At 74.6% G+C, this 26,977-nt stretch carries 23 protein-coding genes; 17 read left to right on the top strand and 6 right to left on the bottom strand.

Annotation, left to right across the window (positions count from 1 at the left end; genetic code table 11):
- The first annotated feature begins 31 nt into the window (after positions 1-31).
- The 5 genes from PV789_RS06805 to PV789_RS06785 all read left to right on the top strand — a co-directional run bounded on the left by PV789_RS06805 (position 32) and on the right by PV789_RS06785 (position 10,395).
- Positions 32-4,300 carry a SaeA-related protein gene (locus PV789_RS06805; RefSeq protein WP_274976624.1) on the top strand — a complete coding sequence of 1,423 codons (4,269 nt, stop codon included), beginning with the start codon at positions 32-34 and terminating at the stop codon, positions 4,298-4,300.
- Complete coding sequence (locus tag PV789_RS06800; RefSeq protein WP_274976623.1) at positions 4,294-5,514, top strand: TRAFAC clade GTPase domain-containing protein; 1,221 nt, start codon at positions 4,294-4,296, stop codon at positions 5,512-5,514. The genes PV789_RS06805 and PV789_RS06800 overlap by 7 nt, the downstream gene beginning before the upstream one ends.
- 104 nt (positions 5,515-5,618) lie before the next feature.
- Entirely contained in the window at positions 5,619-8,393 is a 2,775-nt protein-coding gene (locus PV789_RS06795; protein ID WP_274976622.1) for a GTPase-associated protein 1-related protein, read from the top strand.
- A gap of 140 nt (positions 8,394-8,533) precedes the next feature.
- A complete protein-coding gene (locus PV789_RS06790; protein WP_274976621.1) occupies positions 8,534-10,225 on the top strand; it encodes a TRAFAC clade GTPase domain-containing protein in 1,692 nt (563 codons plus the stop codon).
- Positions 10,222-10,395, top strand: coding sequence for a hypothetical protein (locus PV789_RS06785; RefSeq protein ID WP_212641121.1), 174 nt, complete (start codon positions 10,222-10,224; stop codon positions 10,393-10,395). The genes PV789_RS06790 and PV789_RS06785 overlap by 4 nt, the downstream gene beginning before the upstream one ends.
- Before the next feature lie 78 nt (positions 10,396-10,473).
- On the opposite strand, the gene PV789_RS06780 is transcribed toward PV789_RS06785, so the two are convergent.
- Positions 10,474-10,779, bottom strand: coding sequence for a helix-turn-helix domain-containing protein (locus tag PV789_RS06780; protein WP_274976620.1), 306 nt, complete (start codon positions 10,777-10,779; stop codon positions 10,474-10,476).
- Positions 10,779-11,132 (bottom strand): type II toxin-antitoxin system RelE/ParE family toxin, encoded by a 354-nt coding sequence (locus PV789_RS06775; RefSeq protein ID WP_274976619.1) that lies wholly within the window; start codon positions 11,130-11,132, stop codon positions 10,779-10,781. Before PV789_RS06775 ends, PV789_RS06780 begins: the two co-directional genes overlap by 1 nt.
- Positions 11,133-11,480: 348 nt before the next feature.
- Between PV789_RS06775 and PV789_RS06770 the strand changes: the two genes are divergently transcribed.
- Positions 11,481-11,768: a YciI family protein gene (locus tag PV789_RS06770; protein ID WP_274976618.1), complete on the top strand. Its 288-nt coding sequence runs from the start codon at positions 11,481-11,483 to the stop codon at positions 11,766-11,768.
- A 66-nt stretch (positions 11,769-11,834) separates the two neighbouring features.
- Here the strand turns inward: PV789_RS06770 and PV789_RS06765 are convergent, their stop codons facing one another.
- Positions 11,835-12,254 (bottom strand): VOC family protein, encoded by a 420-nt coding sequence (locus tag PV789_RS06765; protein WP_274976617.1) that lies wholly within the window; start codon positions 12,252-12,254, stop codon positions 11,835-11,837.
- A gap of 162 nt (positions 12,255-12,416) precedes the next feature.
- On the opposite strand from PV789_RS06765, the gene PV789_RS06760 reads away from it, so the two are divergent.
- The 3 genes from PV789_RS06760 (at position 12,417) to rpsN (ending at position 14,143) form a co-directional block, all read left to right on the top strand.
- Positions 12,417-13,511, top strand: coding sequence for a GTP-binding protein (locus PV789_RS06760; protein ID WP_274978069.1), 1,095 nt, complete (start codon positions 12,417-12,419; stop codon positions 13,509-13,511).
- Between the two features lie 90 nt (positions 13,512-13,601).
- Positions 13,602-13,838 carry a 50S ribosomal protein L28 gene (gene rpmB / locus PV789_RS06755; RefSeq protein WP_130396777.1) on the top strand — a complete coding sequence of 79 codons (237 nt, stop codon included), beginning with the start codon at positions 13,602-13,604 and terminating at the stop codon, positions 13,836-13,838.
- On the top strand, positions 13,838-14,143 hold the full coding sequence (gene rpsN, locus PV789_RS06750; RefSeq protein ID WP_047871987.1) for a 30S ribosomal protein S14: 306 nt from the start codon (positions 13,838-13,840) through the stop codon (positions 14,141-14,143). Before rpmB ends, rpsN begins: the two co-directional genes overlap by 1 nt.
- A 148-nt stretch (positions 14,144-14,291) precedes the next feature.
- Here the strand turns inward: rpsN and PV789_RS06745 are convergent, their stop codons facing one another.
- Positions 14,292-14,759: a YkvA family protein gene (locus PV789_RS06745; protein ID WP_274976616.1), complete on the bottom strand. Its 468-nt coding sequence runs from the start codon at positions 14,757-14,759 to the stop codon at positions 14,292-14,294.
- A gap of 650 nt (positions 14,760-15,409) precedes the next feature.
- On the opposite strand from PV789_RS06745, the gene PV789_RS06740 reads away from it, so the two are divergent.
- The 8 genes from PV789_RS06740 (at position 15,410) to PV789_RS06705 (ending at position 23,274) form a co-directional block, all read left to right on the top strand.
- On the top strand, positions 15,410-16,564 hold the full coding sequence (locus PV789_RS06740; RefSeq protein WP_274976615.1) for a hypothetical protein: 1,155 nt from the start codon (positions 15,410-15,412) through the stop codon (positions 16,562-16,564).
- Between the two features lie 69 nt (positions 16,565-16,633).
- The gene (cpaB, locus tag PV789_RS06735; protein WP_274976614.1) at positions 16,634-17,425 is read left to right on the top strand and encodes a Flp pilus assembly protein CpaB; all 792 of its coding nucleotides are present in this window, start codon (positions 16,634-16,636) and stop codon (positions 17,423-17,425) included.
- 3 nt (positions 17,426-17,428) lie between these two features.
- Complete coding sequence (locus tag PV789_RS06730; RefSeq protein WP_212641129.1) at positions 17,429-18,844, top strand: CpaE/TadZ family protein; 1,416 nt, start codon at positions 17,429-17,431, stop codon at positions 18,842-18,844.
- 193 nt (positions 18,845-19,037) lie between these two features.
- The gene (locus PV789_RS06725) at positions 19,038-19,394 is read left to right on the top strand and encodes a pilus assembly protein (protein ID WP_274976613.1); all 357 of its coding nucleotides are present in this window, start codon (positions 19,038-19,040) and stop codon (positions 19,392-19,394) included.
- A gap of 137 nt (positions 19,395-19,531) precedes the next feature.
- Positions 19,532-19,900: a TadE/TadG family type IV pilus assembly protein gene (locus PV789_RS06720; protein WP_274978068.1), complete on the top strand. Its 369-nt coding sequence runs from the start codon at positions 19,532-19,534 to the stop codon at positions 19,898-19,900.
- 135 nt (positions 19,901-20,035) lie between these two features.
- Positions 20,036-21,361 (top strand): TadA family conjugal transfer-associated ATPase, encoded by a 1,326-nt coding sequence (locus PV789_RS06715; RefSeq protein WP_212641131.1) that lies wholly within the window; start codon positions 20,036-20,038, stop codon positions 21,359-21,361.
- 52 nt (positions 21,362-21,413) lie between these two features.
- Complete coding sequence (locus tag PV789_RS06710; protein ID WP_212641132.1) at positions 21,414-22,346, top strand: type II secretion system F family protein; 933 nt, start codon at positions 21,414-21,416, stop codon at positions 22,344-22,346.
- Positions 22,347-22,359: 13 nt separating this feature from the next.
- A complete protein-coding gene (locus PV789_RS06705) occupies positions 22,360-23,274 on the top strand; it encodes a type II secretion system F family protein (protein WP_274976612.1) in 915 nt (304 codons plus the stop codon).
- Positions 23,275-23,443: 169 nt separating this feature from the next.
- On the opposite strand, the gene PV789_RS06700 is transcribed toward PV789_RS06705, so the two are convergent.
- Together PV789_RS06700 and PV789_RS06695 are read right to left on the bottom strand one after the other, a co-directional pair.
- Positions 23,444-24,379 (bottom strand): nitroreductase/quinone reductase family protein, encoded by a 936-nt coding sequence (locus PV789_RS06700; protein ID WP_274976611.1) that lies wholly within the window; start codon positions 24,377-24,379, stop codon positions 23,444-23,446.
- Between the two features lie 376 nt (positions 24,380-24,755).
- Complete coding sequence (locus PV789_RS06695) at positions 24,756-26,867, bottom strand: serine/threonine protein kinase (RefSeq protein ID WP_274976610.1); 2,112 nt, start codon at positions 26,865-26,867, stop codon at positions 24,756-24,758.
- Positions 26,868-26,977 lie beyond the last annotated feature (110 nt).

Genomic DNA, 26,977 nt, shown 5'->3' with positions numbered 1-26,977 from the left:
CACGACCACACGAGGGGAGCGGGATCGCACGATGCCCTGGGACGCACAGGAACGCACACGCTACGAGGACGAGGTGCTGGTGGCCGCGCGCGCCCACGGGCTGCCCGCGGACCTGTTCACGCGCTACGGTGTCGAACCCCGCCTGGAGTTGCGGTTGTGCGCCGACCCGGCCGCGTTCACCGAGCACGTCGATGAGGTGTGCGCCCACTGGCGCGCGCTCCGGAGCAGCCGCCGCTCCCTGAGGGAGGTGCTGGACGGCCTCATCGCCGAGCACGAGCGGCTGGAGGGCGAGGGCGCGCTTACGCACGCCCACTTCCGTCAGGTCCGCGCCGACGAGGCCCAGCGGGTCCTGAGCGCGTGGTCCGAGATCGCCGGGGGCCTGACCACAGCGCTCCTGGACCGCGACACCCTCCGGTCGATGATCGCACCGGTGGGCGTCACCGAGGCCGACGCTGAACGCGTCCTGCTCGAACACGGTGTGCGCGTCGTGGACCGGCTTCCCGAACTGGACGACTCCCCTCCCGAGGACACCCTGCGCGCCCTGCGCGGGCACCTGCGCACCCGGGGCGTGCCCTTCTCCCCCATGGAGGTCTTCGGCGAGCAGCGCCTGGCCGAAGGGTTCAGCGTGCTGGACGGCTTCCGGCTCCACGACGGCACCGCCCTGGACAAGGCCGCCCTCGACGAGGCGGTCCAGCGCGTACGGCTGGAACCGGAGTCCGAGGCCAGGGCGGCGGCCGAGAACGTGCTGGAGATCCTGCGCGCCGAGGGAGACCGGGCCGACGCCCTCGTGCTTGGGGAGATCGTCGACGACCTGCGGGAGCGCCCTGAGGCCCTGAACGAGCCCGGGCTGGCCCGGCACTGGGTCGGCCGGGGGCTGGCCGAGGAGGAGGCGCTGCTGCTGGCCGCGGCCGTGCGGCGGTCCGCATCCGGCGCCGAAGCGCCCGCCCGGGTGGAGCGCGACGTGCACGACCTGCTTGCGGACAACCGGCTGCGCCAGGCGCAGGAGGCCGCCGAGGACCTGCCCGAGGACCACGACCTGCACGAGCGCCTGCGCGCACGGATGCAGCAGGTGGAGGAGCTGACCGCGCAGGCGGAGCGGGCACTGCGCGCGGGCGACCGGGAGGAGGCCGCCCGGGCCCTGGCCGCGGCGGCGGACGCGGCCGCCGACGACGAGGCGCTCGCCGCCCGGCTCGGGGAGGTGGCGACGCCGCCGCCGCGCGGTGTGGAGGCCCGGGTCGACGGCCGGAGCGTGGTGGTCTCCTGGCAGTCCGTCCCCGCTCCGGGCGGGCCGGTCACCTACCGGGTGACGCGGCGCACCGGGCGGGACGGGAGCGCCCGCGAGGCCTTGGTGGGCGAGTCGTCGGGGAACGAGGTCACCGACACCGGGGCGCCCGTGGGAGCGGAGGCGCGCTACGCGGTGGTGGCGGTGCGCGAGGGCCTCGGAGTGTCGGAGGAGGCGTCGTCGGCGCCGGTGATGATCGCGCCGGAGGTCTCCTCGCTGCGGGTGCGCGCCGGGGAGCGGTCGGTGTCCGGCTCCTGGCAGGCCCCGGCGGAGGCGGTGCGCGTGGAGGTGCTGCGCGGTGTGGGAGCGCCGCCGCGCGGGGCGGGCGACGGCGTGCGCGTGGAGACGGGCGGGTCGGGGTTCTGCGACACCGACGTCGAGATGGACGTGGAGTACCACTACCGGATCCGCGCGGTCTACGTGACCTCGAACGGGCACGCGCGGGGGTCGGCGGGGCTCGTGCGCAGGGCCAGCCCGGGCCCGTGCCCGGAAGCGGTGCGGGACCTGTCCGTGGTGCCGGACGGCGGCGCGGACTTCCGGGCCTCGTGGACGCGTCCCTCCCGGGGAAGGGTCGTGCTGCGGGTCGGGGAGGAGCCGCCCGAGTGGCCCCTCGGCACGGTGGTCGGCCCCGACGACCTGGACTCCTACGGCCGTGAGGTGGCCCAGACCCCGGTGGCGGAGGACGAGGGGTCCCCCGGGGGCGGAGGGGTCGGCAGGAGCGGCGGAACGGGTGTTCGCGCCGGTGCGGGTCGGCCCTCGGGGCCGCCCCCGGGACCGGCGAACGGCCACGCGGACCCCGCGCGCGGGGGAACGCCCGGCGAGGAGAGGGAGGGCGTGCGCGTGCTCGGGCCCGGGGAGAGGAGCACGGGCCACACCCGCACATCCCCTGTCCAGGAGCCCCGTACCCCGCACGCGCCGCGCACCGGCGCCGCGGTGCCCGAGGAGGGCGGGAACCGCCCCCGCGAGGACGCGTTCCACGCCAAGGACCACCCGCGCACCGCTCCTTCCGAGGAGGGCGGGGCGCGTCCCCACCCGGGCGCGTTCCACGCCAAGGACCACCCGCGCACCGCTCCTTCCGAGGAGGGCGGGCACGGGGAGACCGAGGGCGTCCGCGTTCTGGGTCCGGACGAGAGGAGCCCTGCCCGGAGCCGAGGCGCCGACCACGGCACGGACTCCCGACGCGGAGGCTTCGCGGACGAGGAGGGGGAGGGGTTCCGGATCCTGACCCCCGGTGAGCAGACCTCGGGGCGGACCCGTACCGCTCCCGGCCAGGACACCCGTACCCCGCACGCGTCCTCCGGCGGCTCCGCGGCGCCCGGAGGCTCCGCGGGCGACCGTGCCTCCGACCCGGCGGAGAGGCCCGGCAACCGCGTTCGCAGTGTCGGAAGGCACGCCAGGCCCTCCCCCGCCGCGCAGTCCACGGCACCGGCGGCCACCGGGGCGGGGGAAGGCGCCCTCGGCGCTCCCCCGCGCACCGGGGCCGACGCCCGCGACGGGCGCGAGCGCCCGGTGAACGCCCAGGCGTCCCCCGCGGCAGACGGGGCCGACCTGCCGCGCGTGGTGCTGCCCTCCCCGCCCGCGGGCGGGGAGGGCGAGGGCGCCCGCGTGTTCGGCTCCGCGGAGCGGACCGGCGCCGACCCCCATGACGGCGAGACCCGCACGGCGAACCCGCCATCGCACCGCGCGGCCGCGGGCGACCGACCGGGGGGCGGACCGGTGGTGCCCCCGCAGGGCACCGCCCTCCACGACCGCGCCGAGGGCCGCGCCACCGCGGGCCTGCTCACGGACACGGCGTCCCGCGGGTCCGGGCACGGTGGTACGGCCACGCGCTCCGGACCCGAGAGACCCGAGAGTCCGGGGGCGCGCGGCGACCGGGTGTCGGGAGGCTCGGACGCGCCCGGCGGCACGCACGGAGGACACGCGAAGGCCGGGGTTCCCGAGGCGGTCGGGAACCATGGGGCGTCAGCGACTCCCGGCACCACGGGGGCTCCTGACGCGGAAACGGTCGCCAGTGTGCCGGGGAGCCTCAGAACGGGAACGACCGGAAACCCCGGCCCCGCGGCGACAACCGGCGTCACGCACAACGCTCCCGGGACGGCAGCGCCCACCGGTGTGCCGGGGACCCCCGGAACAACCGGGAACCGTGGGTCAGGCGCGCACGCTGGTACTCAGGGGGTTCCTGGGGCGCCAGCGGCCGGTGCGGCCCCGTGGAACCGCGGGGCGGCCGCCACGGCGGTACCCGGGAACCGCATGACCGCGGCCGAGGAGCAGGGCGCGCACCAGGCCCAGGCCCCTCGGGAGGAACGGGAGCGGGTGGCGTTCACCCTGGAGTCGGGCACCAACCACGTCCTGGCGGTGACGGTGGCGGGCGACCAGGCGGTCGTGGGCGTCTCCGTGCGGGTGACCGCGGCGCCGCCCGTGGAGGGGCTGCGCGCGGAGCGGTTCGACACCTCGGTCCGGCTCGGGTGGACCTGGCCCGAGGACGCCTGCGCGGCGATCGTCTCCTGGCGCCCCGAGGAGCGCGGCACCGAGACCTGGACCGGCGGCCAACTGCGCTGCACCCGCCGCCAGTACTCCTCCGACGGGGGCTTCGAGACGCTCATGGGCCCCGAGTCGGTGCGGGTGGACGTGCGCGCCGTCGTCCCCTTCGAGGGCGGGGAGGCGGTGAGCTCCGCCGCGAGCGTCACCGTTCCCGGCCGGGCGGTGCTCGACTACCGCGTGGAGTCGGCGGGTCTGCTGCGCCGGGACCGGGTGGTGCACCTGGTCGCGGAGGAGGACTGCACCATGCCCGAGGTGGTCGTGGTGTACGCCGACGGCCCGGTGCAGCCGCACGCCGCCGACCAGGGGACGGTGCTGGCGATCCTGCCCGCCCAGTACCTTTCGGCGGGCGAGTGGGTGTCGGTGCGCGTACGGCCTCCGCGGGGCACGGGCCAGGGCTGGCTGATGTGCTTCCCGGCCGACGACGACGGGCGGGGGGTGCGGCTGCGCCAGCCCCCGGTGAGGGAGCTGAGGTGCTGAGGAGCCTGGACGCCGTGCGCTCGCTGATCCCCGTCGAGGGCCGCCTCCTGGTGTGCCCCTACTGCTACTCGCGGTTCGCCGAGCGCCGCATCCGCTTCCGGTGCACGGGGCGCCCGGGGCCGGAGGGGCGGGTGTGCGCGCCGGTGGAGGACGCCGCGATCCGCGCCCAGCTGGGGCGGCGCGAACGGCTGCCGCCGGTCTTCGAGGCCGACGGGCGCAGCGCTCGGGCGGTGTGCCCGGAGTGCGCGTCGACCACCGGCAGACAGGTGTGCGCCACCTGCCACGCCCAGCTCCCCGTGAACTTCGGACGGATCCGCAGCCGGATGATCGCCCTGGTCGGGGCGCGCGACGCGGGCAAGACGGTGTTCATGACGGTGCTCATCCACGAGCTGATGAACCGCGTGGGCTCCCGGTTCGACGCGTCGGTGGGGGGCTCGGACGACCAGACCCGGCACCGGTTCCACGCCGACTACGAGACCCCGCTCTACGAGGAGGCTCGGCTGCTCGGCGCCACCCGGCGCACCGGGGTCACCCGCGAACCGCTGGTGTTCCGGTTCACCACCCGGCGCAGGGGGCTGGGCGGCAGGCGGCCGCAGCACACGCTGCTGTCGTTCTTCGACACCGCCGGGGAGGACCTGACCTCCGGGGAGAGCGTGGAGGCGAACCTGCGCTACCTCAACAGCGCCGACGGGATCATCCTCCTGCTGGACCCGCTCCGGATGGAGGGCACCCGCCAGCTGGCCGCGGCGGGCGGGCGGCCGCCCGCCCCGGACACGGCGCGGAGCCGGCCGCTGGACATGCTGGGGCGGGTCACCGACCTGCTGATGAGCCGCCCCGGAGCCGTCAACAGGCTGATCCGGGTGCCCATGGCGGTGTGCCTGACCAAGATCGACGCGCTGCACGGCGAGCTGGACGAGGGCTCGCCGCTGCACCGGCCGCAGCCCGCCGCGCCGTTCTTCGACGGGTCCGACAGCCAGGACGTGCACGCCCAGATCCAGCAGCTGCTGCACCGGTGGGACGGCGGCGGGGTGGACGGCCACGTGCGCAACCACTACCGCAACGCCCGCTACTTCGGGGTGTCGGCCCTGGGCGGCGTCCCCGACGCGGGCAACCGTGTGCGCGGCGGGGTGCGCCCCTACCGGGTCGCCGACCCGTTCCTGTGGATGCTCAGCGAGTTCGGGGTCATCCCCTCGCGCGAGGCGTCCCGGTCCTGAGCCCGGCCCGGCGGACCCGTCGGGCCGCGGTGTCCGGGCCCCTGTGAACCACCACCGATCCAGAACCAGACCCCCCGCGACGACCAGACCGAAGGGGTGCGCCGATGGGCTTCGCGCAGCTGTACTACACCTCGTGCGAGCACGGCCTGTCCGGTTACGCCGGGTACCAGTTCAACGCGGCGACACCGGGGGTGGACCCCCGGGTGCTCAGGGAGGTCGAGCGGTTCACCGTGTACGAGCCGCCCAGGTCCCGCGAACGCGTCGACGAGCATCCGGTCAACCTGTGCTACTCCCCCGACGTGGGCGGGGTGCCGGTGGTGAGCCGCGTGGTCTCCAGCGGCGACGACCCGTCCGGGAGGCCGGGCAACTACTTCGCGCACAGCCTGGTGGCCCCGGGGCCCGAGGAGTCCGGCCCGCTGCCCGCGGAGCTGTGGGAGGCCGACTTCTGGGCGGAGGAGCCGGTCGGCGACCCCGGCCTGTCCGAGCTGGCGGAGCTGTCGGCGCCGGAGGTCGGCCCCGGCCCGCTGGACCGCCCGCGCACCGACGCGTGGGTGCGGAGCCGCCCGGCGGAGGTGGTGACGCGGCTGCTGCTCGCCGCCGACGACGCCGTGGACGACTCCCGTCCGCTGGTGCTGGTGGCCGACAGCGCGTCCGTGGCGCACTGGGTGGCGGCCCTGAGCCACCTGCTTCCGCCGCGGCGGGCACGGCTCCTGTCGTTCGCGACCTACTGCGGCGACCCCGACGAGGCGCTCGTGCAGGTCGTCGGGGTCGCGCCCGACTCCGACACCGCACTGTGGCGTACCAGGTTCACGGTGTACGACCCGGAGCAGGACCCGCCGGACGCGCTCCCCGAACCCGATCCCCGTGCGCGGGCCGTGGCCGACCGCCTGGTCCGGCTGGGCACGCGCCGGGCGGCGGCGCTGTGGCACAGGGCTCGGCCGTACGCCTCGGGCCGCGAAGGCGCGCTGGCGGACTGGCTCCCGGTGCTGGCCGCGGCGTCCCTGCTGGACGCGGACGCTCCCGCGCGCGAGGACCTGCGGGAGGTGCGCGAGTGGCTGTCGGAGGCCGTGGAGTGGCTCGCCCCCGGGGACGCGGCGGCGCTGGTCCACCGGATCCTGGACGCCGACGCCGCGGCGTCGGGAGAGGCCCGCGTCGGGATGGAGGTCAGCGACCGGAGGACGGACCGGAAGCTGGTGGGCGCGGTGTCCGGCCGCTCCTCGGACGGGTCCGCGCGCGGGCCGGTCGGCGACGTGCTGGACCGGGCGTTCACCGGAGGCGCGGGCGGCCCGTCCGGCACCGAGACGCGCGCGGCGGTCACCGTACCCGTCGGAGCGGGCGGGGCCCGCGAGGGGGGAGGCCGCGCGACGGTCACGGCGCTGGACTCCGGTGCGGTCGTGCCGTCCGCCGGGGAGCGGGGCGGGACGCCCGGAGGGAACCGGAACGGAGCGCCCGGGGCCGCCGCTCTGCTCACCGGGCCGTCGTCGGGAGTCCTCGACACCGCTGACCTGGCCGGCTTGCAGCGGGTGGCGCACCGGCTGGGCGGCGCGGACGGGACCACCGAGCGGCTCGAACACGTGATGGTCCGCCGTTCCCTGGACGACATCGCCGCGGGAGGAGGCGCCCCCGCGGTGACGCCGATGCGCACGGAGTCGGTGCGCGGCGCGGCGCGGGAACGGGTCGCCGCCCTGCTGGACGGCGAGTGCGGCGAACTCGCCCCCGACCGGGCGGTGGTGCTGCTGCGCTGGGCCCGGGCCAGCGGCCTGCCGCCATGCGAGGAGGGCATGGAGCGCTACGGCCGCGTGGTGCTCGCCCCGCTGCTGGCCGCCTCGCACCTGCCCTCCCCGGAGGCGCGCGCCCTGGTCGCCGCCCACCCCGGGGTGCGCCGGGGCGCGGCCGCGCACTTGGCCTCGCTGCCCCGCGAGAGGTTGTCGGCCCTGGCCGCCGGGCCGGTGGGCGCCCTGTTCGCCAACGACCGCGACGGGTCCAGCGCCCCGCTGCGCGAACTGCGGCTGCTGGCCACCGATCCCCGAGGCGACCTTCCGGGACTGCTGTCGTACCTGGTGTCCGTGCGCCGGGAGGGCCGGGCGGCGGGCGCCGCCGGGCTCGCCGCGCACGACCTGGACGAGGAGCTGCTCACCGACGTGTGGGGACCCGGGCACGGGCCGCGGACCGCCCTGCTGGTCCTGCGGGTGCTGCGCCCCGGGGTCCTGGTGGCGCCGGGGGTGGGCGGCTGGGTGGCCGAGGCGATGGCGGCGCCCCCGGGGGCGGGCCAGGAGCGGACGTGGCGGGAGCTGGTGGACGAGGTGTCCCGGCACTGGCTGCGGACCCGGCTTCCCGATTCCGGCAGACGGGTGGTCATGGAGTGGTCGGAGGTCCGCCCGTCCCTGGTCGCGCTGCGCGCGGCCGGTGAGGACCGGGCGCACGAGCGCCTCGCCGCCGTGTACGCGGCGGTGCGGGGAACCCATCCGGCGGTGGAGGAGGTGGCATGGCGGCTGGTGGTGCGCGTGCTGCTGGGGTGGTGCCAGTGCTCGCTGCTGGCCGAGGCCCTGCGGGACTGCCCGGCGCGGGTGTTCGAGGCCTACGGGGAGGCGGTGTCGGCCCGGCTGGCCGACGACCGGCCGGACACGGCCACGGCCGCCCTGGTGTACCGGGCGACGAGGCACCGGCTCCTGGCCGGGCACGGGCGTGCCGGGCGCCTGGACGCGTCGGTGCTCGCACCGGCCGTGTGCGGGTGGCGGCGGCGCCACCTGGCGAGGATGCGCAGGCAGCTGCCGCGCGAGTCGGCGGCCGGTTTCGACGAGTGGGCGCAGCGCTCGCGCGGACCGCGCGGGCGCGGGTTCCTGGGGCTGGGTTCGCGGTCGGGCGAGCGGCGGTCATGAGGGGGGCGGCGTCCGCGGGGCGGTGGGCGACCAGGCGTGCGGCGGCCACGAGGCGCGCGGCGCGGACGGCGTTCAGGCGTTCGGTCTTCGGGGAACGGTGCGCGGTCACGGGGCGTTCCGCGCCCGGACATACGCCGACCGTGAGGCGAGCAGCGCGGTCGCGGCGCGACGACGGCGGCGCACAGCTCGGAGCGGCGCTCCTGATCGCCGCCGGTGCGGGCCTGGGCCTGCTGGTCATCTACCTGCTGCGGTGGTGGCTGCTCGCGGGGCTGGTGAGCGCCGTGGTGCTCGGGGGAGGCGCCGCCCTCCTCGTCGGATGGTGCGTGCTGGTGGTCTCCTACCTGCGCCGCGTGCGCGAGGTGATGTGGGCGGGCGACCACCCGGACGAGCCGCTGCCCGGCACCCGCGACGACCCCGCGCACCTGGCCTACCACGGCGGTCCGGCCTGGTGGGACCTGCGCGCGGTGGTGGGGCACAGCTGGGGCGCCGCGGCGCCCTGGAGCGTGTTCCTGCTGCCGCAGTTCCTGGTGCACGCCCTGGTGGTGGGCCTCTACCTGGCCACGGCGTGGACCGCCGCCGGAGCGCTGCGGCTCGCCGACTCGGGACTGCTCCTGGTGCGCCGGATCCGCATGGTGTGCCCGGGATGCTTCCTGCGGCTGGGTTACCCGGCCTACCTGTGCACGCGCTGCGGTCGGCGGCACGGCGCCATCCGCCCCGGCGGGCGGGGGCTGTGGCGCCGGGAGTGCCTGTGCGGAGCACGCCTGCCCACGCTGCTCCTGCTGGGTTCGGCCGATCTGGAGGCGCGGTGTCCGCACTGCGACCGGGGGCTGGAGCACCGTCCGGGCGAGGCCAGGGAGTTCGTGCTGCCGCTGTTCGGGGGCGCGGGCGCGGGCAAGACGCGGCTGGTGACCGGCATGAACCTGGCACTGGCGCAAGCCGCGCGCCGGGCGCCGGAGGCGTACGTGGAACCGGTGGGCGAGGAGACGGTGCGGCGGCTGCGGGAGGGCGAGCGGGTGCTCGCGGCCGGGTCCCGTACCGCGCCGACTCCCCCGGGCCGCGAGGTGCGGGGGCTGACGGTGCGGGTGGGCGCGGGCGGCAGGACCCTGCTCATGCAGCTGTTCGACGCGGCGGGCGAGCGGTTCAACCGGTCGGCGACCGTCGAGGAGCTGGCCTACCTGGGCCGGGCGACGACGTTCGTGCTGGCGGTGGACCCGTTGGGGATCGAGTCGGTGTGGCGTTCGCTGACCACGCGGGAGAGGGCCCGGCTGGCCGGGGACCGGTCGCACACCCGCGACCCGGAACTGGCCTACGGGGCGGTGCGCGACGAGATCCGGCGCCAGTACCGGATGCTGGCCCGGCGCCGGGGCGGGCGGGGGCTGCGCCAGGCCCGCCTCGCGGTGGTGGTCACGCGCGGCGACCTGGTGCGGGGCACGGCCGTCGCGCCCGGGGAGACCGACACGCGCGTGTGGGCGGAGCGGACCCTGGGGCTGGGGAACCTGCTGCGGGACGCCGAGGCCGACTTCGGGGAGGCGCGGGTGTTCCTGACCTCGGCCGTCACCGACCGGGAGGGGCGGGCCGACCCCAGCCTGAACGCCCTGCTGCGGTGGACGCTGGCCGGGGAGCACGACGCGTTCACCGCGATACTCGCCGCGTCGCAGGAAGCGGCCGGGACGGAGCGGACCCGGGAGGCGCCCGGGACAGCGGAGGCGCCGGGGGTGCCAGGGGGTTCCGGGGTATCGGAGGGGTTCCGGGCCCCGGGCTACGGCCCCCGGCACGCGCGACCGGGGCGGACGGAGCCGGACCGGTCCGAGTACGCGGAGGAGAGCCGATGACCTACCGGGGAGCCGGGCACCGGAGCACGCGCCGGACAGTGGCAGTGGTGACGTACGCGCTCGCGGGCGCGGTGACCGTGGCCGTTCTCGCGGCGGCGGTCTGGCTGGGAGCGGTCACCGTCCAGGGCGTGTGGGCACACGCCCTGTCCCGTATCACCGAGGGCTCCTGACACAGAGGGACCGGTCGACCTGGAGATTCCTGCTCTTCTTCGGTGGCAGTGAGTTCGATTTCCTGTGCCTGGGACAGATCAGGCAATCCGGCAGCGCTGGTCGCCGATCTCCACCTCCACCCGCAGCTCTCCGCCGAGGGCTTCGACGTATCTGCGCAGGGTTTCGACCTGGGAACGGCCGATGTCGCCACGTTCGATGCTTGACACCCTGTTCTGGCTGATGTTCAGCCGCTCGGCGAGCTGGACCTGGGTGAGCTCGGACAGCTCGCGAAGCTCACGCAGGTGGTAGGCGCGTACTTCGTCGAGCATGCGCCTCTTGCGCGTCTCCACCGCCTCGCGGTCGACGGGGCGCTTGGCCAGCATGTCGTGAAGGCTCGTACCCATCAGGCTTCTCCTCGCAGCTTCTCGATGTGCTCGTCGAACAGGTCGTCGGCGATGGGGATGTTCTTCCGATACCACTTGTTCCAGTTTCCGGATTTGTCCCCCGCGACGAGCAGGATCGCCTTGCGCGCGGAGTCGAAGGCGAACAGGACTCGCAGCTCCGAGCGACCCGAGGAACCGGGGCGCAGCTCCTTCATGTTCCTGTGTCTTGAGCCGTGCACCGCGTCCACAAGAGGACGCCCCAGCGGAGGCCCGGTCTCGGCGAGGAGTTCCAGTGCCGCGATCACCTGCTCGTAGGAGCTCTGATCGAGCTGGTCGAGCCACGGCTCCACCAACCCCAGTTCTATCGTCCACACCAGGGTAACGGTACAACGCACATGTTGTATACCGTGTGCGTTTTAGAAGTTTCCCGACCCCGCTCCTGACGCGGAACAGCGTGTCCCCCGACCACCGCGGTGATCGTTCCCGCGGCGGCCCTCTGGCTGGGAGTGGCCACCGTCCAGGGCGTGTGGGCCCACGCCCTGGCCCGCATCACCCAGGACCGCTGAGCCCTTCCCGAATCGCGGCGGGCCTCCGGACAGCCCCGAGGACATCCCGTGGTGACTGGGGCGCCCGACCCGACTACGCCCTCCCACCTGCGCCTGTGGCACAGTGACGGCGATCGCGGCACCAGTCGGGCCGCCACACACCCCGGGAGGGAAACCATGGCGATCTTCGCCGTCACCTACACCTACGCCCCCGACAGCGCCGCCGCGCGCGACGAGCACCGCCCCGCGCACCGCGAGTACCTGGCAGCGCAGGACGCCAACCTGTGCTCCGGCCCCTTCGGCCCGCAGGACGCTCCCGGCGCCCTCCTGCTCCTGCGCGCCGACTCCCGCGACGAGGTCATCGCCCTGACCGAGAAGGACCCCTTCCGCATCCAGGGCCTGGTCTCCGAGGTAGACGTCAAGGAGTGGTCCCCGGTGCTGGGCCCGCTCTCCGAGCACTTCTGAGCGAACGCCGCGGGCCGGGACGGAAGTCGTTTCCGTCCCGGCCCGCGCCGTGCACGGCCCCCGGCGTCACTGCTCGGCGAGGCCGTTGTCCCTCATCCACTGCGGGTCGGGGGCCACCATCTGGAGGATCTCGACGTAGAGGCCCTCCGGACCCGAGACCTGGAAGCGGCGCTGCCCCCAGGGCTCGCTGACCAGCGGCATGATCACCTCCACGCCCGCCTCCCGCAGCCTCTTCTCCTCGGCGTCCACGTCCGGCACCAGGAAGGCGACCAGCGACTCAGCCCTTCCCGAGCGCAGGACCTCGTGCGTGGACGGATGGTCGCGCAGCACGAAGTCGATCGACAGCTTGGGGTGGTCCTCGTGCTGGGTGTTCAGGTACCAGCCGAGGTCGATGTTGATGTCGAAGCCGAAGTGTTCGGCGAACCACGCGGCGCTGGCGCGCGGGTCGTCGCAGAGCACGGCCAGTCCGACGAGATCGATGTTCACGGTGCCTCCAGGGGATCGCTTCTCACCACTTCAAGCAAAGTACTACGTCCATCGTGATTATGGCAACCGACTTTTCTCCCCGGGCGCCACGCGGGTGCTATACGATAATGATTATCGTTTTCTCAGGAAGGAGGGTGTCCCCCTATGGAGCCGACAACCCCCATGCGCGTGGCCGTGGTCTGCGGCCTGCACCGCCACGCGCGCGGACGCAGCGTGGACGACCTGCTGGCGCAGGTCCCGGGGTCCGTGGCCGTGCACCACGACCTCGACGGGATCGCCGAGGGGATCGTCCACCGCGTCACCCGTGACCGCTGGGGTCCCGTGGACCACAGCCGTGTCCACCTGGACCACCTGTGCGCGTCCTGCACGCTGCGCGAGGACCTCGTGCCCACGCTGCTGCGGCTGGCCGAGCGGGGTGAGCACACCCTGTGCGTGGTCGAGACCTGGGACGGGGTCGAGCCCCGGCAGGTCGCCGAGGTCGTCGCGGCCCGGGAGGAGCTGCGGCTGGCCGCGGTCATCGCGGCGGTGGACGCCGACCGCCTGCTGCCGGACCTGTCCGGGCACGACGACCTGAGCGACCGGGACCTGGACATCGCCGTGGAGGACGAGCGCACGGTCGCCGAGGTGCTCGCCCACCAGATCGAGTACCCGACGGCGGTCGCCGTGCACGGAACCCGCCACTTCGACGAGGCCCGCGCCCTGGTCGAGCACCTCAACCCGGCCGCCGTGGTCGTCCCCCCGGGCGGCGGTCTGACGGACCTGACGCACGGCCGGTTCGACCCCGAGGCGGCCGCGCACCGGCTCAACCCGGCCTGGGCGCACTACGCCGACCGCGCGGACGGTCGGGTGAGCACGGTGACCTGGAGCCGCAGGCGCCCCCTGCACCCCGTGCGGCTGCACGAGGCGCTGGAGCGGATCGTGTCCGCGGGCCTGCGCGGCCGGGGCCGGATCTGGCTGGCCAGCCGCCCGGACACCCTGCTGGTGTGGGACGCCTACAACGACGCCCTGCTGCTGGAGAGCGGCGGCCCCTGGCTGGGCGCGCTGCCCGAGGCCGCGGTGGAGATGGTCTCCGAGACCCGCCGGGTCTCCGCGCTCCTGGACTGGGACCCGGTGCTGGGCGACCGCGGCCAGCACCTGGCGTTCACGGGTGTGGACCTGGACGCCCGGCGCCTGGTGGCCCTGCTGGACTCGTGCCTGATGACCGAGGACGAGGCGGGGCAGCCGCTGCGTTCCGACCCCTTCGCCGACGCCCTGTAGGGGGACGGCGCCACGACGGAAAAGCCCCGGACACCGGGGAACCCGAACGGTCCGCGAGGCCGCGGACCGCGAACGAGAGGAGGGACCGCCGTGTCCCGTGTCTGTCAGGTGACCGGAAAGGCTCCGGCCTTCGGAAACTCGGTCTCACACTCCCACCGGCGCACCAAGCGCAGGTTCGACCCCAACATCCAGACGAAGAAGTACTGGCTGCCCAGTGAAGGGCGTTACGTGAAGCTGCGCGTGAGCACCAAGGGCATGAAGGTGATCGACGCCCGCGGCATCGAGCGGGTCGTCGCCCAGATCCGCGCACGCGGCGGGAGGGTCTGATGGCCAAGAAGAGCAAGATCGCCCGCGACCAGCAGCGCAGGCGCGTGGTGGCCCGCTACGCCGAGCGCAGGGCCGAACTCAAGCGGATCATCCGCAGCCCGCACACCGGTGAGCGGGAGCGCGCGGCGGCGGTGGCCGAGCTGAACCGGCAGCCCCGAGACGCCAGCGCCACCCGGCTGCGCAACCGCGACGCAGTGGACGGGCGGCCGCGAGGGCACCTGCGCAAGTTCGGACTCTCGCGGATCCGCTTCCGGGAGATGGCCCACCGGGGAGAGCTGCCCGGGGTGACCAAGTCCAGCTGGTGACGCGAACGGGATCCGGTCGCGCGCTCGGCGGTGCGACCCCCGACGCCCTGCGGATCGACCGGATCCGACGCCACGGGCCCCGCGCTGTGCGCGCGGGGCCCGTGTGCGGTTCGGGTGTGGTCCGGGTGCGATCCGGGGTCGTCCACGGTCAGCGGCGTGCGCCGTCGGTGGAGGAGCGGTGGCCGTCGTGGCCGGAGACGCCGTGTCCCCGCTCCGGTCCGGCCTGACCGCCGCGCATGCCGTTGTCGTGTCCGTCCGGCTGGTTGGCCTCGTGGAAGGCCTGCTGCGCCTGGTTCTGGCGCTCCCAGAGCACGAAGCGCTCGCTCTCGCCGAGCGCCATGGTGGTCAGCCACACGGCGACGGCGACGTCGTCGGCCAGGCCGAGCAACGGGACGAACAGTTCGGGGACGAAGTCGACTGGGGAGAGGATGTAGGCCACCAGCGCGAGCATCCCGAGCAGTTTGCCGCTGCTCAGCTCGGGGTAGCGTCCACGCACCTTGGCGCCGATCATCCGCGGGACGGCTCCGGCCCTCTGCCAGACGGACATGTCGCTGTCGGTGTTGCGGACGACCTGCCAGGCGGCGGCTCCCGCCGCGGCGCGGTTTACCTTGCGCATCGTTCGGTCTCCTCGGTGAGGACGTGGCTTCTCAAGATATGACGCGAAGCCTTCCTGTTTCGTTCCCGCGTTGCGCGGGCCCAATCCCCTACGTGACCGGCGTGACATCCCGTCCGCCTTCCTCGGCCCCGAAGGAGAGTCCGGAAGCCGGGAGGGTTGTCCACAGGCCGCGCAGGGGACTGGTGGGGCAGGGAGAGGAAGGGCATCCTTGGAGAAGAAAGGATGAGAGGCACCAAACGTCACTGGGAGCTATCCCAAACCCCACAGACCAACACAGAACCCATACGACCCGAAAACGGTCGCGTACCGATCTGTCCACGCGTTGGCCACATGCGGCCAACACGGAACACGTCTGCCCAGGAAGGAGACGGTGCACACGGACACGATCCGATCCCCTTCGGCCAGCGCGGAGTCGGCGCCACCCGTGTCACCCCCGCCGACCCCCCGCGCCCCGTCCACTCCACCACCGTCCACCCCGCGTTCCGGGACGACGAATGCGAGGCCTCCCGCGCTCCGCCACACATTCGTTACGATGCGTCCGAGTGCCTCCCTTCGCAAGGCCGCTCAGCCATCTCGCCCCAGCGCGCAGAACCGATGGAGCTTGCCCAGTGTCCAGAGCCCTACCTCGGTCGGCGACGACCGTCACCCTGTTGGCGGACATCCCCAGCACGGGTCATGTGGGTGAGGCCGGGGCCCACCGGTTCGCGATGCGCGGTGAGGGCATCGGCGAGCGCAGCGCAGCGTTCGTCGCCTTCGCCAGGGAACAGGTCGAGGCGGGCCGCAAGGTCGTGGCGCTCTACCCCGCATGGCACTCCGCGGACGCCGAGCGCGCGGTCAACTTCGCCCGCGGCGCGATGCGCACCGACCACATCGCCGGGATCGGCGTCGACCTGTCGCCCCTGGCCCTGTCCCTGGTCGCCGACCAGCTCGCCTACCTCGCCCCCTACCTGCCGCCGGGGATGGTCGCCGCGCTGTGCGACGAACTGCCCAGGCACCTGCTGGCGGGCGCCTGGCTCAGGACCGTCTCCGGCCTGAGCACCATCCCGACCTCGATGCGCCAGCACATGGGCTCCTACGCCCCGTCCGTGTCCTTCCTCGCCTACTGCGCGCCCACCCACCAGGTGGGACGCATGCGCGCGTCCGACGTCTCCCGCACGCTGCCCTTCCGGCCCGTGCAGCCGGTCCAGCTGCTGTGTTCCACCCCCGACCCCGGGATCACCGGGGTCTTCGACGACCACCTCCCGCAGGCCATCCAGCCCGTGGCGACCCGCACCCTGCCCGCCCAACCGCTCGGCCCCCTGTACTGGGGAACCGCCAAGTACGTGGAGTTCGTGGCGCTGAGCGCCCACCCGCAGGCCCTGGCCTACGCCGCCAGTTCCATCCGCGCCGCCTCCTGCTCCTGGTGCGGCGAGCCCATGTCGGCACGCACCTGCCCCTTCTGCTCGGCCACCGCCGCGCGGACCCCCGCGCGGCAGTCCGGCCCCCGGCCATCGGGCGGGCAGGGTCCCCCGGCGGCTCCGGGTTCCTCCGGAGGCACCGCCGAGCCCCTTCCCGGCGGCGCCGACCGTCCTCCCGGCGCACACGGCGCCGCGGGTCCGCCCGGCGCCTCGGGTCCGCCCGGCGCCGCGGGTCGAACCGACACCTCCTCCCCCGGCAGCACCGCCGGGCCCGTCCAGGCCCCTCCCCCCGTGGAAGGGGGGCGCGTGCCGGGTCCTCCTCCCCCACCGTCCACCGACCGACCGCAGGGTCCGCCGTTCGCGGGCCGCGCCCCGCGCCCCGACGCGCCCCGGACCTTCTCCCGTTAGGGACCGGCACCGCGCCCCCGGAGCGAGCGGACGGCCCGCGACGACACTGGAAACGGAAAAGCAACCCCTATGAACCCCCGTCAGCGACGCGGCGTCCTGCTCATGGTCGTTGCCGCTATCGGCGCCGTCGCCGTGTTCGCCTCCGTGTTCACCTACCTCAACAGCCAACAGGAGCGCCTCGGCGAGTTCGCGACCGTCCTGCGGCTGACCGAGGCCGTGGACGCCTACCAGCCCATCGGCGAGGAGTCCGTGGAGCGGGTCGAGGTGCCCAGCATGTACTTCGACCCGGAGGTCTTCCTCACCGACCTGGCCCAGGTGGAGACCCCGGCCGACCAGCAGCTCGTCGCCGCCTCCCACATGGAGGCGGGCGTCTACCTCCAGCGGGGCATGGTGCAGCCCCAGCCCACCCTCACCGCCGGGGAGCGGGAGATCGCCATCATGGTCAACGCCGAGACCGGCGTGGCGGGCAAGGTGCGGCGCGGGTCGTTCGTGGACATCTACGGCACCTTCCCCGCGCGCGACCACGGCGAGGCGTGCGCGGTGCGGGTCATCACCGAGGTGGAGGTCCTCGACATCGGTGAGCTGCGCACCCAGGAGGAGGAGGGCGGCGGCGTGGCCGGGGTGGTCCCGGTGACCTTCCGCCTGGACCCGCAGGCGGCGCTCCGACTCGCCTACGCCGAGGACTTCTCCAGCGGGCTCAGGCTGGCCCTGGTGAGCGCCGACGGCGGCGGCACCCCGGAGGAGTCCGAGTTCTGCAGCGGGGACTTCGACGACCTCGTCGCCGGGGGAACGGCCGACGAGAGCACGACACCGGACGAGGGCGGGACGGCCGACGAGCGGCGCGTGCCGCATGGGGGGTAAGCGTTGAACTTCCGTGTCCTGGCGGGTATGCCGACCTCGGAGTCGGAGATGGTGCTCGCCGCGCGTTTCGAGGAGCTGGGCAGCGCCTCCCTGGTGGCCTCCAGGGCCACCACGACGGCGCTGATCGACGCCGCCGGGGAGTTCCCGGAGATCGACGTGGTCCTCATCCACCAGGATCTGGGTCCGGCGCCGGTCTTCGAGGCCATACGCGACCTGTCCCACCGCCATCCGCAGGTGGCGATCCTGCTGGTGTCGCCCACGATGGACCCCGACACGTTCACCGGGGCCATGGAGGCCGGGGCGCGCGGGGTGATGCCCGACGACTGCGGGATCGCCGAGCTGGAGAGCCGGGTCACCAAGGCCGCCGAGTGGTCGCGAACGCTGCGCCGCCACCTGGAGTCGGCGTCGATGGACCTGCCCGCGTCGGGCGTGCGGGGCCGGGTCGTGGCGATCAGCGGCGCCAAGGGCGGTGTGGGCACCACCACGTGCGCCGTGCACCTGGCGATGGCCGCGGCCGCCGCCGAGCGGGTGGTGTGCCTGGTCGACCTGGACCTGCAGACCGGCGACCTGCCCGCGTTCCTCAACCTGCGCCACCGCCGCTCCATCAGCGACCTGGTCGAGGCCGGGGACAACATCACCCCCGGCATGCTCGCGGAGACCCTGTACGTGGACCCGCGGGGCCCGCACGTGCTGCTCGCCCCCGAACACGGTGAACGCGGCGAGGACGTCGGCGCCAGCGCCGCCCGGCGGGTGCTGAGCGCGCTCCGGTCCCGGTACGAACTGGTGGTGGTGGACTGCGGGTCCACCATGAACGAGGCCACCGCGATGGCGGTCGAGCTGGCGGACAGCGCGGTCGTCACCGTCACCCCGGACGTACCCGCGATGCGCGGCGCCCAGCGGCTGATGAGCATGTGGGAGCGGTTGCAGGTGCGTTCGCACACGGACGTGTACTCGCTGGTCACCCGGCACAGCCGCAAGAACGAGATCCAGCCGGACTTCCTCCAGCAGCTGCTGGGCACCCGGGTGCTGCGCACGCCGGTCCCCGCCGCCTACCGCGCGCTGGAGCCCGGGGAGAACAACGGCGACCCGACCAAGGTGACCGACGAGGGGCTGCGCAGGGCCTTCTCGCGGCTGGCCGCGGAACTGGACCTGCTGAACCCGCCCGCGCAGCCCGGGGGCGGCGGGGGTTCGGCCACCCCTCCCGCGGGGCTGGGCGGGTTCGCCTCCCTGTCCGAGCGGCGCGGCGGCGGGCCGTCCACCCGTGACGTGTCCGGTTTCCTCAACGCGTCGGGGGCCAACCCGTCGCGCGCGGCGGTCAACGGACAGGCCTCCGTGCCGCCGCTGGGCCAGCCCTTCGGCGGGCGCCCGGGTTCGGGGCCGCACGGGGGCGGAGGAGGCCGCGGTGGCTTCGGGAGCTGAGTCCGGCCTCCGTCGGGAGGCGGGCCGGAGCCGGGGCCCGGCGGGCCGTGCGCCCCGGCGCGGCCCACGGGACTTCCGAGGGCCGCGGGACTTCCGAGAGCCGCGGGACTTCCGAGAGCCGCGGGGTCGCGGGGCTCGGCCGGATCCGCGGCGCGGTGGCCCGCGACGGCGCGGCGACCGCGGCGGGGTCATCGTGGAGTTCGCCGCGGCGGTGCCGTTCATGATGCTGGCGCTGGCCCTGGTCTGGCAGGTGCTGCTGCTCGGCATCACCGCCATGTACGCCTCGCACGGCGCCGCCGAGGCCGCCCGCCAGGCTGCCGTGACCCCCGACGACATGGCGCGCGTGGACGAGGAGGCCCGCAAGCGCGTCCGGCCGCCGTGGGACGGCGCGGACGTGATGTCCGTGGAGGTCGTGGAGCGCGACGGCGCGCGCTACGCCCGGGTGACCATGGCCATGCCCATCTTCCTGCCCGGGGCCTCGGGGCCCTGGGACGTCACCGGCGAGGCCCGCGTGGTCACCGAGGTCGAGCCGCGGGGGGCGACACCGTGAGCGCGCGACCGGTCGGGCGGACCGCTGCGGGCCGCGCCCGCCGAAACATCGAGGACCGCGACCCCCCGCCCGGGGGCCGGCGGGATGCCCGGGGCCGGGAACGGCGGAGCGCAGGAGACCGCGGAGGGCGGCGTCTCCTGCCCGGAGGCCGACCGCGTCGGGACGGCGACCGGGGCGGCCCGCTGCTGGAGTTCGCCGCGATCTTCCCGATCCTGCTCCTGGTCGCGGTCATCGCCATCGAGGCCTTCCTGGCCTTCGTCGCGGTCGAGCGGCTGGAGTCCGCGGCCCGCGCCGGGGCGCGGGTGGCCGGGGCCGAGCAACTGGAGGGCGCGGAGGCCGCCGCCCGCGCGGCGCTGCCGTCGTGGCTGGACGAGGCGACCGTCACCAGCGGCGTCAACGAGCACGAGGGCTTCTACGTGGAGGTCTCGCACCCGCTGCCGATCGTGTTCTCCGCGTCGGGCCTGGGCCTGACGCTGACCCGGCGCGTGGAGATGCCCGATGTGTGAGGTCGATGCGGTGCGCCGTGCGCGCCGGGGCGCCGCCCCGGCGCCCGGGGAGAACGCAGGGGAAGTCGTGTCGGGGCGCCGCGCGGCGGGGCGTGTGCCCGCCGCGCCGGCCCCGGGGGGAAGGAGAGCAGGGCCATGGGTCTGAAGGACCGTCTGGAGGAGGACCGCGCCGTCGAGGGGCGCTCCGAGCGCAGCAGCGTCACGCACTGGCGCAGGCGCCTGCTGGAGGAGATCAACCTGGAGGACCTCACCAGGCTGACCCTGGCCCAGCGCCGGGTGCGCCTGGAGAAGGTCGTGGGGCACATCCTCACCCGCGAGGGCCCGGTGCTCTCCGACCGGGAGCGTTCGGCGCTCATCCGCCGGGTCGTGGACGAGGCCCTGGGCCTGGGCGTCCTGGAGCCGCTGCTGGCCGACGAGACCGTCACCGAGATCATGGTGAACGGCCCCGACAACGTGTTCATCGAGCGCGGCGGCCGGATGCAGCGGGTGGACGCCGCCTTCAACGGCGAGGAGCAGCTCTACCAGACCATCGACCGCATCGTGTCGCTGGTCAACCGCCGCGTGGACGAGTCCTCGCCGATGGTGGACGCGCGGCTGCCCACCGGCGAGCGCGTCAACGTGATCATCCCGCCCCTGTCGCTGTCGGGCCCGGTGCTGACCATCCGGCGCTTCCCCAAGCCCTACCCCATCGACGAGCTGGTGCGGATGGGGAGCCTGGACTCGCCCACCGGCATCCTGCTGGCGGCGATGGTGCGGGCCCGCTTCAACATCGTGGTGTCCGGCGGCACCGGTACCGGAAAGACGACCTTCCTCAACGCGATGTCGGCGTTCGTGCCCTCCGACGAGCGCATCGTCACCATCGAGGACTCGGCCGAGCTCCAGCTGATGCAGGACCACGTGGTGCGCCTGGAGTCCAGACCGCCCAACATCGAGGGCCGGGGCGAGATCGCCATCCGCGACCTGGTGCGCAACGCGCTGCGGATGCGCCCGGACCGCATCATCGTCGGCGAGGTGCGCGGCTCGGAGACCATCGACATGCTCCAGGCCATGAACACCGGCCACGACGGGTCGCTGGTGACCGTGCACGCCAACTCGGCCGACGACGCCATCCACCGCTTGCAGACCCTGGCCACCCTGAGCGACGTCAACGTGCCCTACGAGGCGATCCGCGACCAGATCAACAACGCGGTGGACGCCATCGTGCACCTGGGCCGGTGGCCGGACGGGTCCCGGCGGGTCAACGAGATCGCGGTGGTCTCCTCACGGCGGCGCGAGGAGTTCCGGCTGGACCCGGTGATGCAGTTCTCCGCCCTGCCCATGGGCCCCAACCGGGCCGTGGAGGGCGAGTTCCGGCACTTCCCACTGCCCCGGCACATCGCCGGGCGGATCTACCACGTGGGCGAGGCCATCCCCGCGGCCTTCGGGGTGGTCACCGACGAGCGCCCCCGCAACGGCTGGTGAGGCCCTCCCCCGCGCCCCGGCGGGCGCGTCCCCCGATCGGAATGGAGCTCCGGTGACCTGGCAGTTCGTGGCGATCCTCAGCGGCCTGGCCGTGGTGCTGGCCCTGGCGCTGTGGGCGCTGTGGGAGTTCGTGTCCAGCGCACAGCACCGGCGGTTGATCGCCGCCCGCAGCGCCCTGGACCAGGCCGAGTACGAGGCGTCCACGCCCATGGCGCGGCTGGACGCGGCCATCTACCGCACCCAGTGGGGCGGGCGGCTGTACCGCAGGATCGCCCGGTCGGGCGCGGACGTGCGCCTGTCCACGTTCGTGCTCGCGCTGCTGGGCGGTTCGCTGCTGGCGGTGGTCGTGGTCTGGCAGGTGCTGGCGCCCTTCTTCGGCCTGCTGGCGGCGGCCGGGGTGGCGTTCCTGTTCTTCTCCTACCTCAACCGCGCCGAGGCCAAGCGGCGCGAGGAGTTCACCTCCCAGCTGCCGGACCTGGCCCGCGTGCTGGGCAACGCGACCTCGGCGGGCCTGGCCCTGCCCACGGCCGTGGCGATGGCCGCCGACGAGCTGGACGGGCCCGCGGGCGAGGAGCTGAGCCGCATGGCCGAGTCCATGAAGCTGGGGGCCAGCTTCGAGGAGGCCGTCGCGGAGCTGCGCGAGCGCATGCCCTCCCGTGAGCTGGGGGTCCTGCTGTCCACGCTGGTGGTGGCCTCGCGCTCGGGCGGCTCCCTGGTCACGGCGCTGCGCAACATCTCCACCACCCTGGAGAACCGCAAGGAGACCCGGCGCGAGGTGCAGACCATCCTCAGCGAGACCACGAGCACCGTGTGGGCGCTGGGGTTCATGTCGGTGGGCGCCCTGTTCCTGATCAACGCCATCGAGCCGGGCATCATGCGCGTCATGACCACGTCCGTGGCGGGGGTGGCGGTGCTGCTGGTGGTGGCCGCGCTGTTCGCCATCGGCTTCGTGCTGGTGTCCCGCATCACCAAGTTCGACCTGTGAGGACCGCTCCCCGATGAACGCCCCCCTCTCCCTGCTGGTGCCGCTCGCCGCCGCTCTGACCAGCGCGCTGGTCGTGCTGGTCGCGTGCTACGGCCTGTACCTGATGATGTCGCAGACCCGGGTGCGGGTGGACGACCCGGCCGCGCGCCCGACGCGGGTCCGGTCCGACGACACGTTCGTGCTGCACCGGATCACCGAGGCGATCGGACGGCCGTTCGCCCGCTCGCTGCACGCGTCGCTGAGCCAGCGCCGCCTGATCTCCGTCTCCGAGCGCATCGAGGCGGCGGGGAGGCCGGAGGGGCTGACCCTGGAGCGCTACCTGCGGCGCAAGGTCGGCGAGGTGGCGCTGTACGGCACCCTGGGCCTGCTGATGTTCGCCTCGGGGAACCCGCTGGTCGGGCTGGTTGTGCTGGCCTTCATGGGACTGACCGACCTGAGCCTGTACGTGCAGGGCCAGGAGCGCGGCGACAAGGTGCAGTCGCAGCTGCCGGACTTCCTGGACGTGCTGGCGGTGACGGTGAGCGCCGGGATGTCGTTCCGGGCGGCGGTGGCCCGGGTGGCGGAGTCGATGCCGGGAGTGCTCGCCGACGAGTTCGCGCTGGCCCTCCAGCAGATGGAGTTGGGCACCTCGCGGCGGGAGGCGTTCGAGATGCTGCGCCGGCGCAACCGCAACGAGTCGTTGAGCAAGTTCGTGACCGCGATCCAGCAGGCGGAGGAGCTGGGCGCCCCGCTCAGCGACACCCTGGTCGCCATCAGCCAGGACATGCGGCGCGCCGACGCCCAGTACATGCGCCGCAAGGCCCAGCGGATGAACCCCCGGGTGACGATGGTGACCGCGGTGACCCTGCTTCCGGGCCTGCTCATCCTCATCGTGGGGTCGATGTTCCTGGGCACCGAGGTCAACCTCGGCCTCATCCTGGGCGGCTGACCAGGGCGGCCCCCTCCCCGAGGTACGGGGAAGGGGTACGCAGGCCGCCCTCCCGGAGGCGGCCGGTGGCCGCGGGGCGCGGCGGAGGTTCCCCGCGGACCCCGAAGACCTCCGGTTCCGCCGCTCCCCGAGGTGCGCGAGCGGCGGAACCGGGCCCTCCCGCCGGTCTCTAGGCCGGGCCGGTGGGCGGGAACGGAATCTCGGCCAGGGTCGGGATCAGCTGGGCCTCCTCGTAGTCCAGGTGGGCCTCCAGTTCCCGGGCCATCCGGTCCAGCTCCGCGCGGAAGCGCTCGGGGTCGGCCGTGGACAGGTCGGAGATGAGCGCCTCCAGCTCACCGCGGACGCGGTCCACGGTGCGGTGCTCCTCCGACAACCGCCGCAGCGCCTCCTCCAGGTGAGGGGCCTGTCGGCCCAGCGCCGGGAAGACACCGGACTCCTCACTGGTGTGGTGGAAGTGCAGGGACTCGCAGAAGGCCAGGCAGTGCTGGCGCAGCTGGAGGCTGAGTCCCAGCGGTGGCGGGCCGTCCCCGTCCGCCACGGCGGCGCGCTCGGCGAGGTGGGCCTCGGCCTCGGTGCGCACGTGCGCGAGCTGGCCGCGCAGCCAGGTGTGGATCTCCACGAGCTTGTCGGCGAGGTTGGCGACCTCGGCGGGTCCGTCCGCGTGGACGCGGTCCAGGGCGACCACCGGCAGGACCCGCTCGGTTCCGGCCTGGTAGTCGGCGTATCCGGAGTCCGCGCGGACGAACTCGGCGAACAGGCGGTCGCGTTCGGCGCCCTCGGCGGGGACGGCGACGGCGTCGAACGTCTCGGTGCCCAGTTCCACGCGCACCATGGGGTGGGCGAGGACGTTGCGGTACCAGTCGGGGTGGCGGTCCGAGCCGCCCGCGGAACCGACGACGAGCACGCGGCCGTCGACGCGGACGAAGCCGAGCGGGGTGGTGTGCTCGCGGTCGGAGCGGGCCCCGACGGTGGTGAGCAGCAGGAGGTCGCCGCCCTCGAACATGCCGCCGACGCGGCCCCCGTTGGCGCGGAACTCCTCCACGACGGGGAGGTTGAAGTCGCTGACGTGGGGTTCGGCGGTCCGGACGTGCGGGTTTTCGGTCACAGGTCTCCTTCGGGATGGTGGTCATGGGCGCGACCGTCCCCGAAGGCACCCGCGGCGGCCCGGGCGCGTGGGCGCACGGGCGGCGGGTGGACGTGACAGGGAGCCCGGGTGTGGCCGGGCCGGAAGAGGACTCCGGGGAGGTCGCGAGGGGTCTGGGCGCGTTCGGGCGCGGCTTGGGCCGACGCCGTCGGAACGGCTAGACGCGGTCCGCGGTGTGTGTGCTCACAGTGCGCTCCCCGGATGTCGAGGTGCCTCCATACCTACCGACCGGCCCACTGCTCTGTGGTCGGTGGCACGCGACACGGTGGCGAACCTACACCATCGGGCGGGAAGGCGCCACAGGTGAGCGGGGAGGCCGCCCGACCGGCTCCCGTGCTCAGTCGCCGACGGGCGCGGGAGCGGCGGGCCGGACCTGTCCGGGATCGGGGACGCCCGGGTCGGGGGCTCCGCCGAGTTCCACGAACGTGTACCGCGTGTACCACCGCTCCGGTTCGGGGGCGGCGGGGTCCAGGAACGAGACCGGAACCCCCTCCGGCACCGGACGTCCGTTGAGCGGCCCTCCCCCGGCGCCCTCCGTGGCGAAGCTCAGCGGGACTCCGTCCTCTGTCGCGACCAGGACGAACGCCGTGGCCGCCTCCCCCGGCCCTCCCCCGGCGGGGAACGTGCCCGCCACCCGGATCGCGGGCACGCCGTCGGGGGCCTCGCCGCCCAGGTGGCCGAAGGCGTCCTGGGCGGGCGGGGGCGCGGCGAGGACCACCTCCTCCTCCCCGGTGACGGTCCCCTCCTCCACCGCGCGGACGAGCGGTGCGACCACCTCCGCGGGCGAGAACACCTCCTCCGTCAGCCCCGGCTCGGCCGCGTACCAGGTCGGCGTCGCGTTCCAGGCGGAGTTCTCCGCGCGCAGCAGGTCGCCGTCGACCATCAGCAGGTCGCTGGTGCGTGCGCCGCTGACGGTACTGGTCCAGCGCAGCGCCTCCGGCGGTCCCGCCTGGTAGAGCACCCGGTCGAAGAGGGTGGGGTCGGTGCCGGTGGGAAGCGGCTGGCCGTGGCCCTCTCCGTTCCCGGCGTGGGTGAGCAGGGTGAGCTCGAAGGAGTCCGCGGCCAGGAGGGTGTCGAGCGAGGCCGACACCAGTTCCGTTCCGCCGAGGGGGCCGGTCGGCCGGTCCCCCGCGGCGGCCCGGTCCGTCCCGGAGCCGGAGTCGGCCGTGGTGGTGCCGGACTCACCGGACAGGGCGTTCAGGAGCAGGGAGCCGCCGCCGACGGACACGGCCAGGAGCACGGCCGCGGCGACCGCCAGGACGGGGAGCCGGCGCCCGGCTCGCGCGCGGCGTCGCCCTCGCGAGCGCCCGCCGTTCGCCCTTTTGCCGGTCGCCTGCCCGTCGGCCGCCTGCCCGCTGGTCGCGCGCGGACCGGGCTCGCGCTCACCGGTCCCACCGTCGCGGACGGCCCCGGTCGCCCGGTCCCGGGTTCCGCGGCCGCGGGCGCGCAGGCCCCACCGTGGGGAGGCCTCGGAACCCGCGGCCTCGGCCTCCCGCTCCGCCATGTGCAGGGCGGAGCTGATCCACGCAGCCGGCTGGCCGCGGTCCGCGTCCACGCGCGGCCAGTGGGCGCGGACGAGCGCGCGCAGCCGGTCCGCCCACACGTCGGGGGTGGCGCTGTCCTCCACGCCCGCCAGCACTAGGCACTCCAGGTAGGCCTCCTCCGCGGCGGGGCGCCCACCGGGGTCCGCCGACAGCGCCCGGGCCAGCAGGGGGCGCAGCCCCTCGGGGACGTCGGCGAGGTCCACGGTGTCCTCCCTTGCCCGGCGGGCCGCCTCCGGCGGTGCGGCGTCCGTACCGAACGGGGCGTGCCCGGTCGCGGCGAACACCACCAGGCAGGCCCAGGAGAAGACGTCGGAGGCGGTGTCGGGCAGCGCGCCCGCGTAGCGCTCCGGGGCCAGCCAGCCGACGCTGCCCGCGGTGGTCAGGGAGTCCGCGTCGTCCACCCGGCGGGCGATCCCGTGGTCCACGAGCCGGGGGCCCTCCGGGGTCAGGACGACGTTTCCGGGTTTGACGTCCCCGTGCGGTACGCCCGCGGCGTGGACGGAGGTCAGCGCCTCGGCGGTTCCGGCGGCCAGCACCAGGAGGGCGGGCTCGGGAAGGGATCCGTCCTCGCGCACGCAGCGGGCCAGGTCGGGGCCGGGAAGGTACTGGACCGAGGCCCACGGCCGTCCGCGGAAGGTTCCGCTGGCGTTGACGCCCACGGCGCACACCCCGACGGACCGGCGCAGGAGCGTGATCGTGCGGTCGGGGTCAGCGGCCGGAACCCACTCGGCGTGGGCGACCCTGAGGGCGACCGCCTCACCGTCCGGGGACACGGCGGCGTAGACCACGCCCATGGTGCTGCCGCCGAGGCGGCCGATCAACCGGTGGCCGCCGATCTCGGCTGGATCGCCCACGGTGAGCGGGCGCACGTGCGCCGGAAGGGAGGCTGGCGGGTTCGGGGCCATGGGGGGCGCCTTCCACTCTCCTGGGCCGGGGGAACGCGCGCTGCCTGGACCGCCGACCCATGGTTGCGTAGACCTGTACCGACCGTACATTCCCGGGCATACCCCGTGTC

It is taken from the genome of Nocardiopsis camelliae (assembly GCF_028993595.1).
In the GTDB taxonomy this organism is placed as follows: domain Bacteria; phylum Actinomycetota; class Actinomycetes; order Streptosporangiales; family Streptosporangiaceae; genus Nocardiopsis; species Nocardiopsis dassonvillei.
The sequence above is the reverse complement of the archived record's forward strand: the minus strand, read 5'-3'. Positions and strand labels throughout refer to the sequence as shown.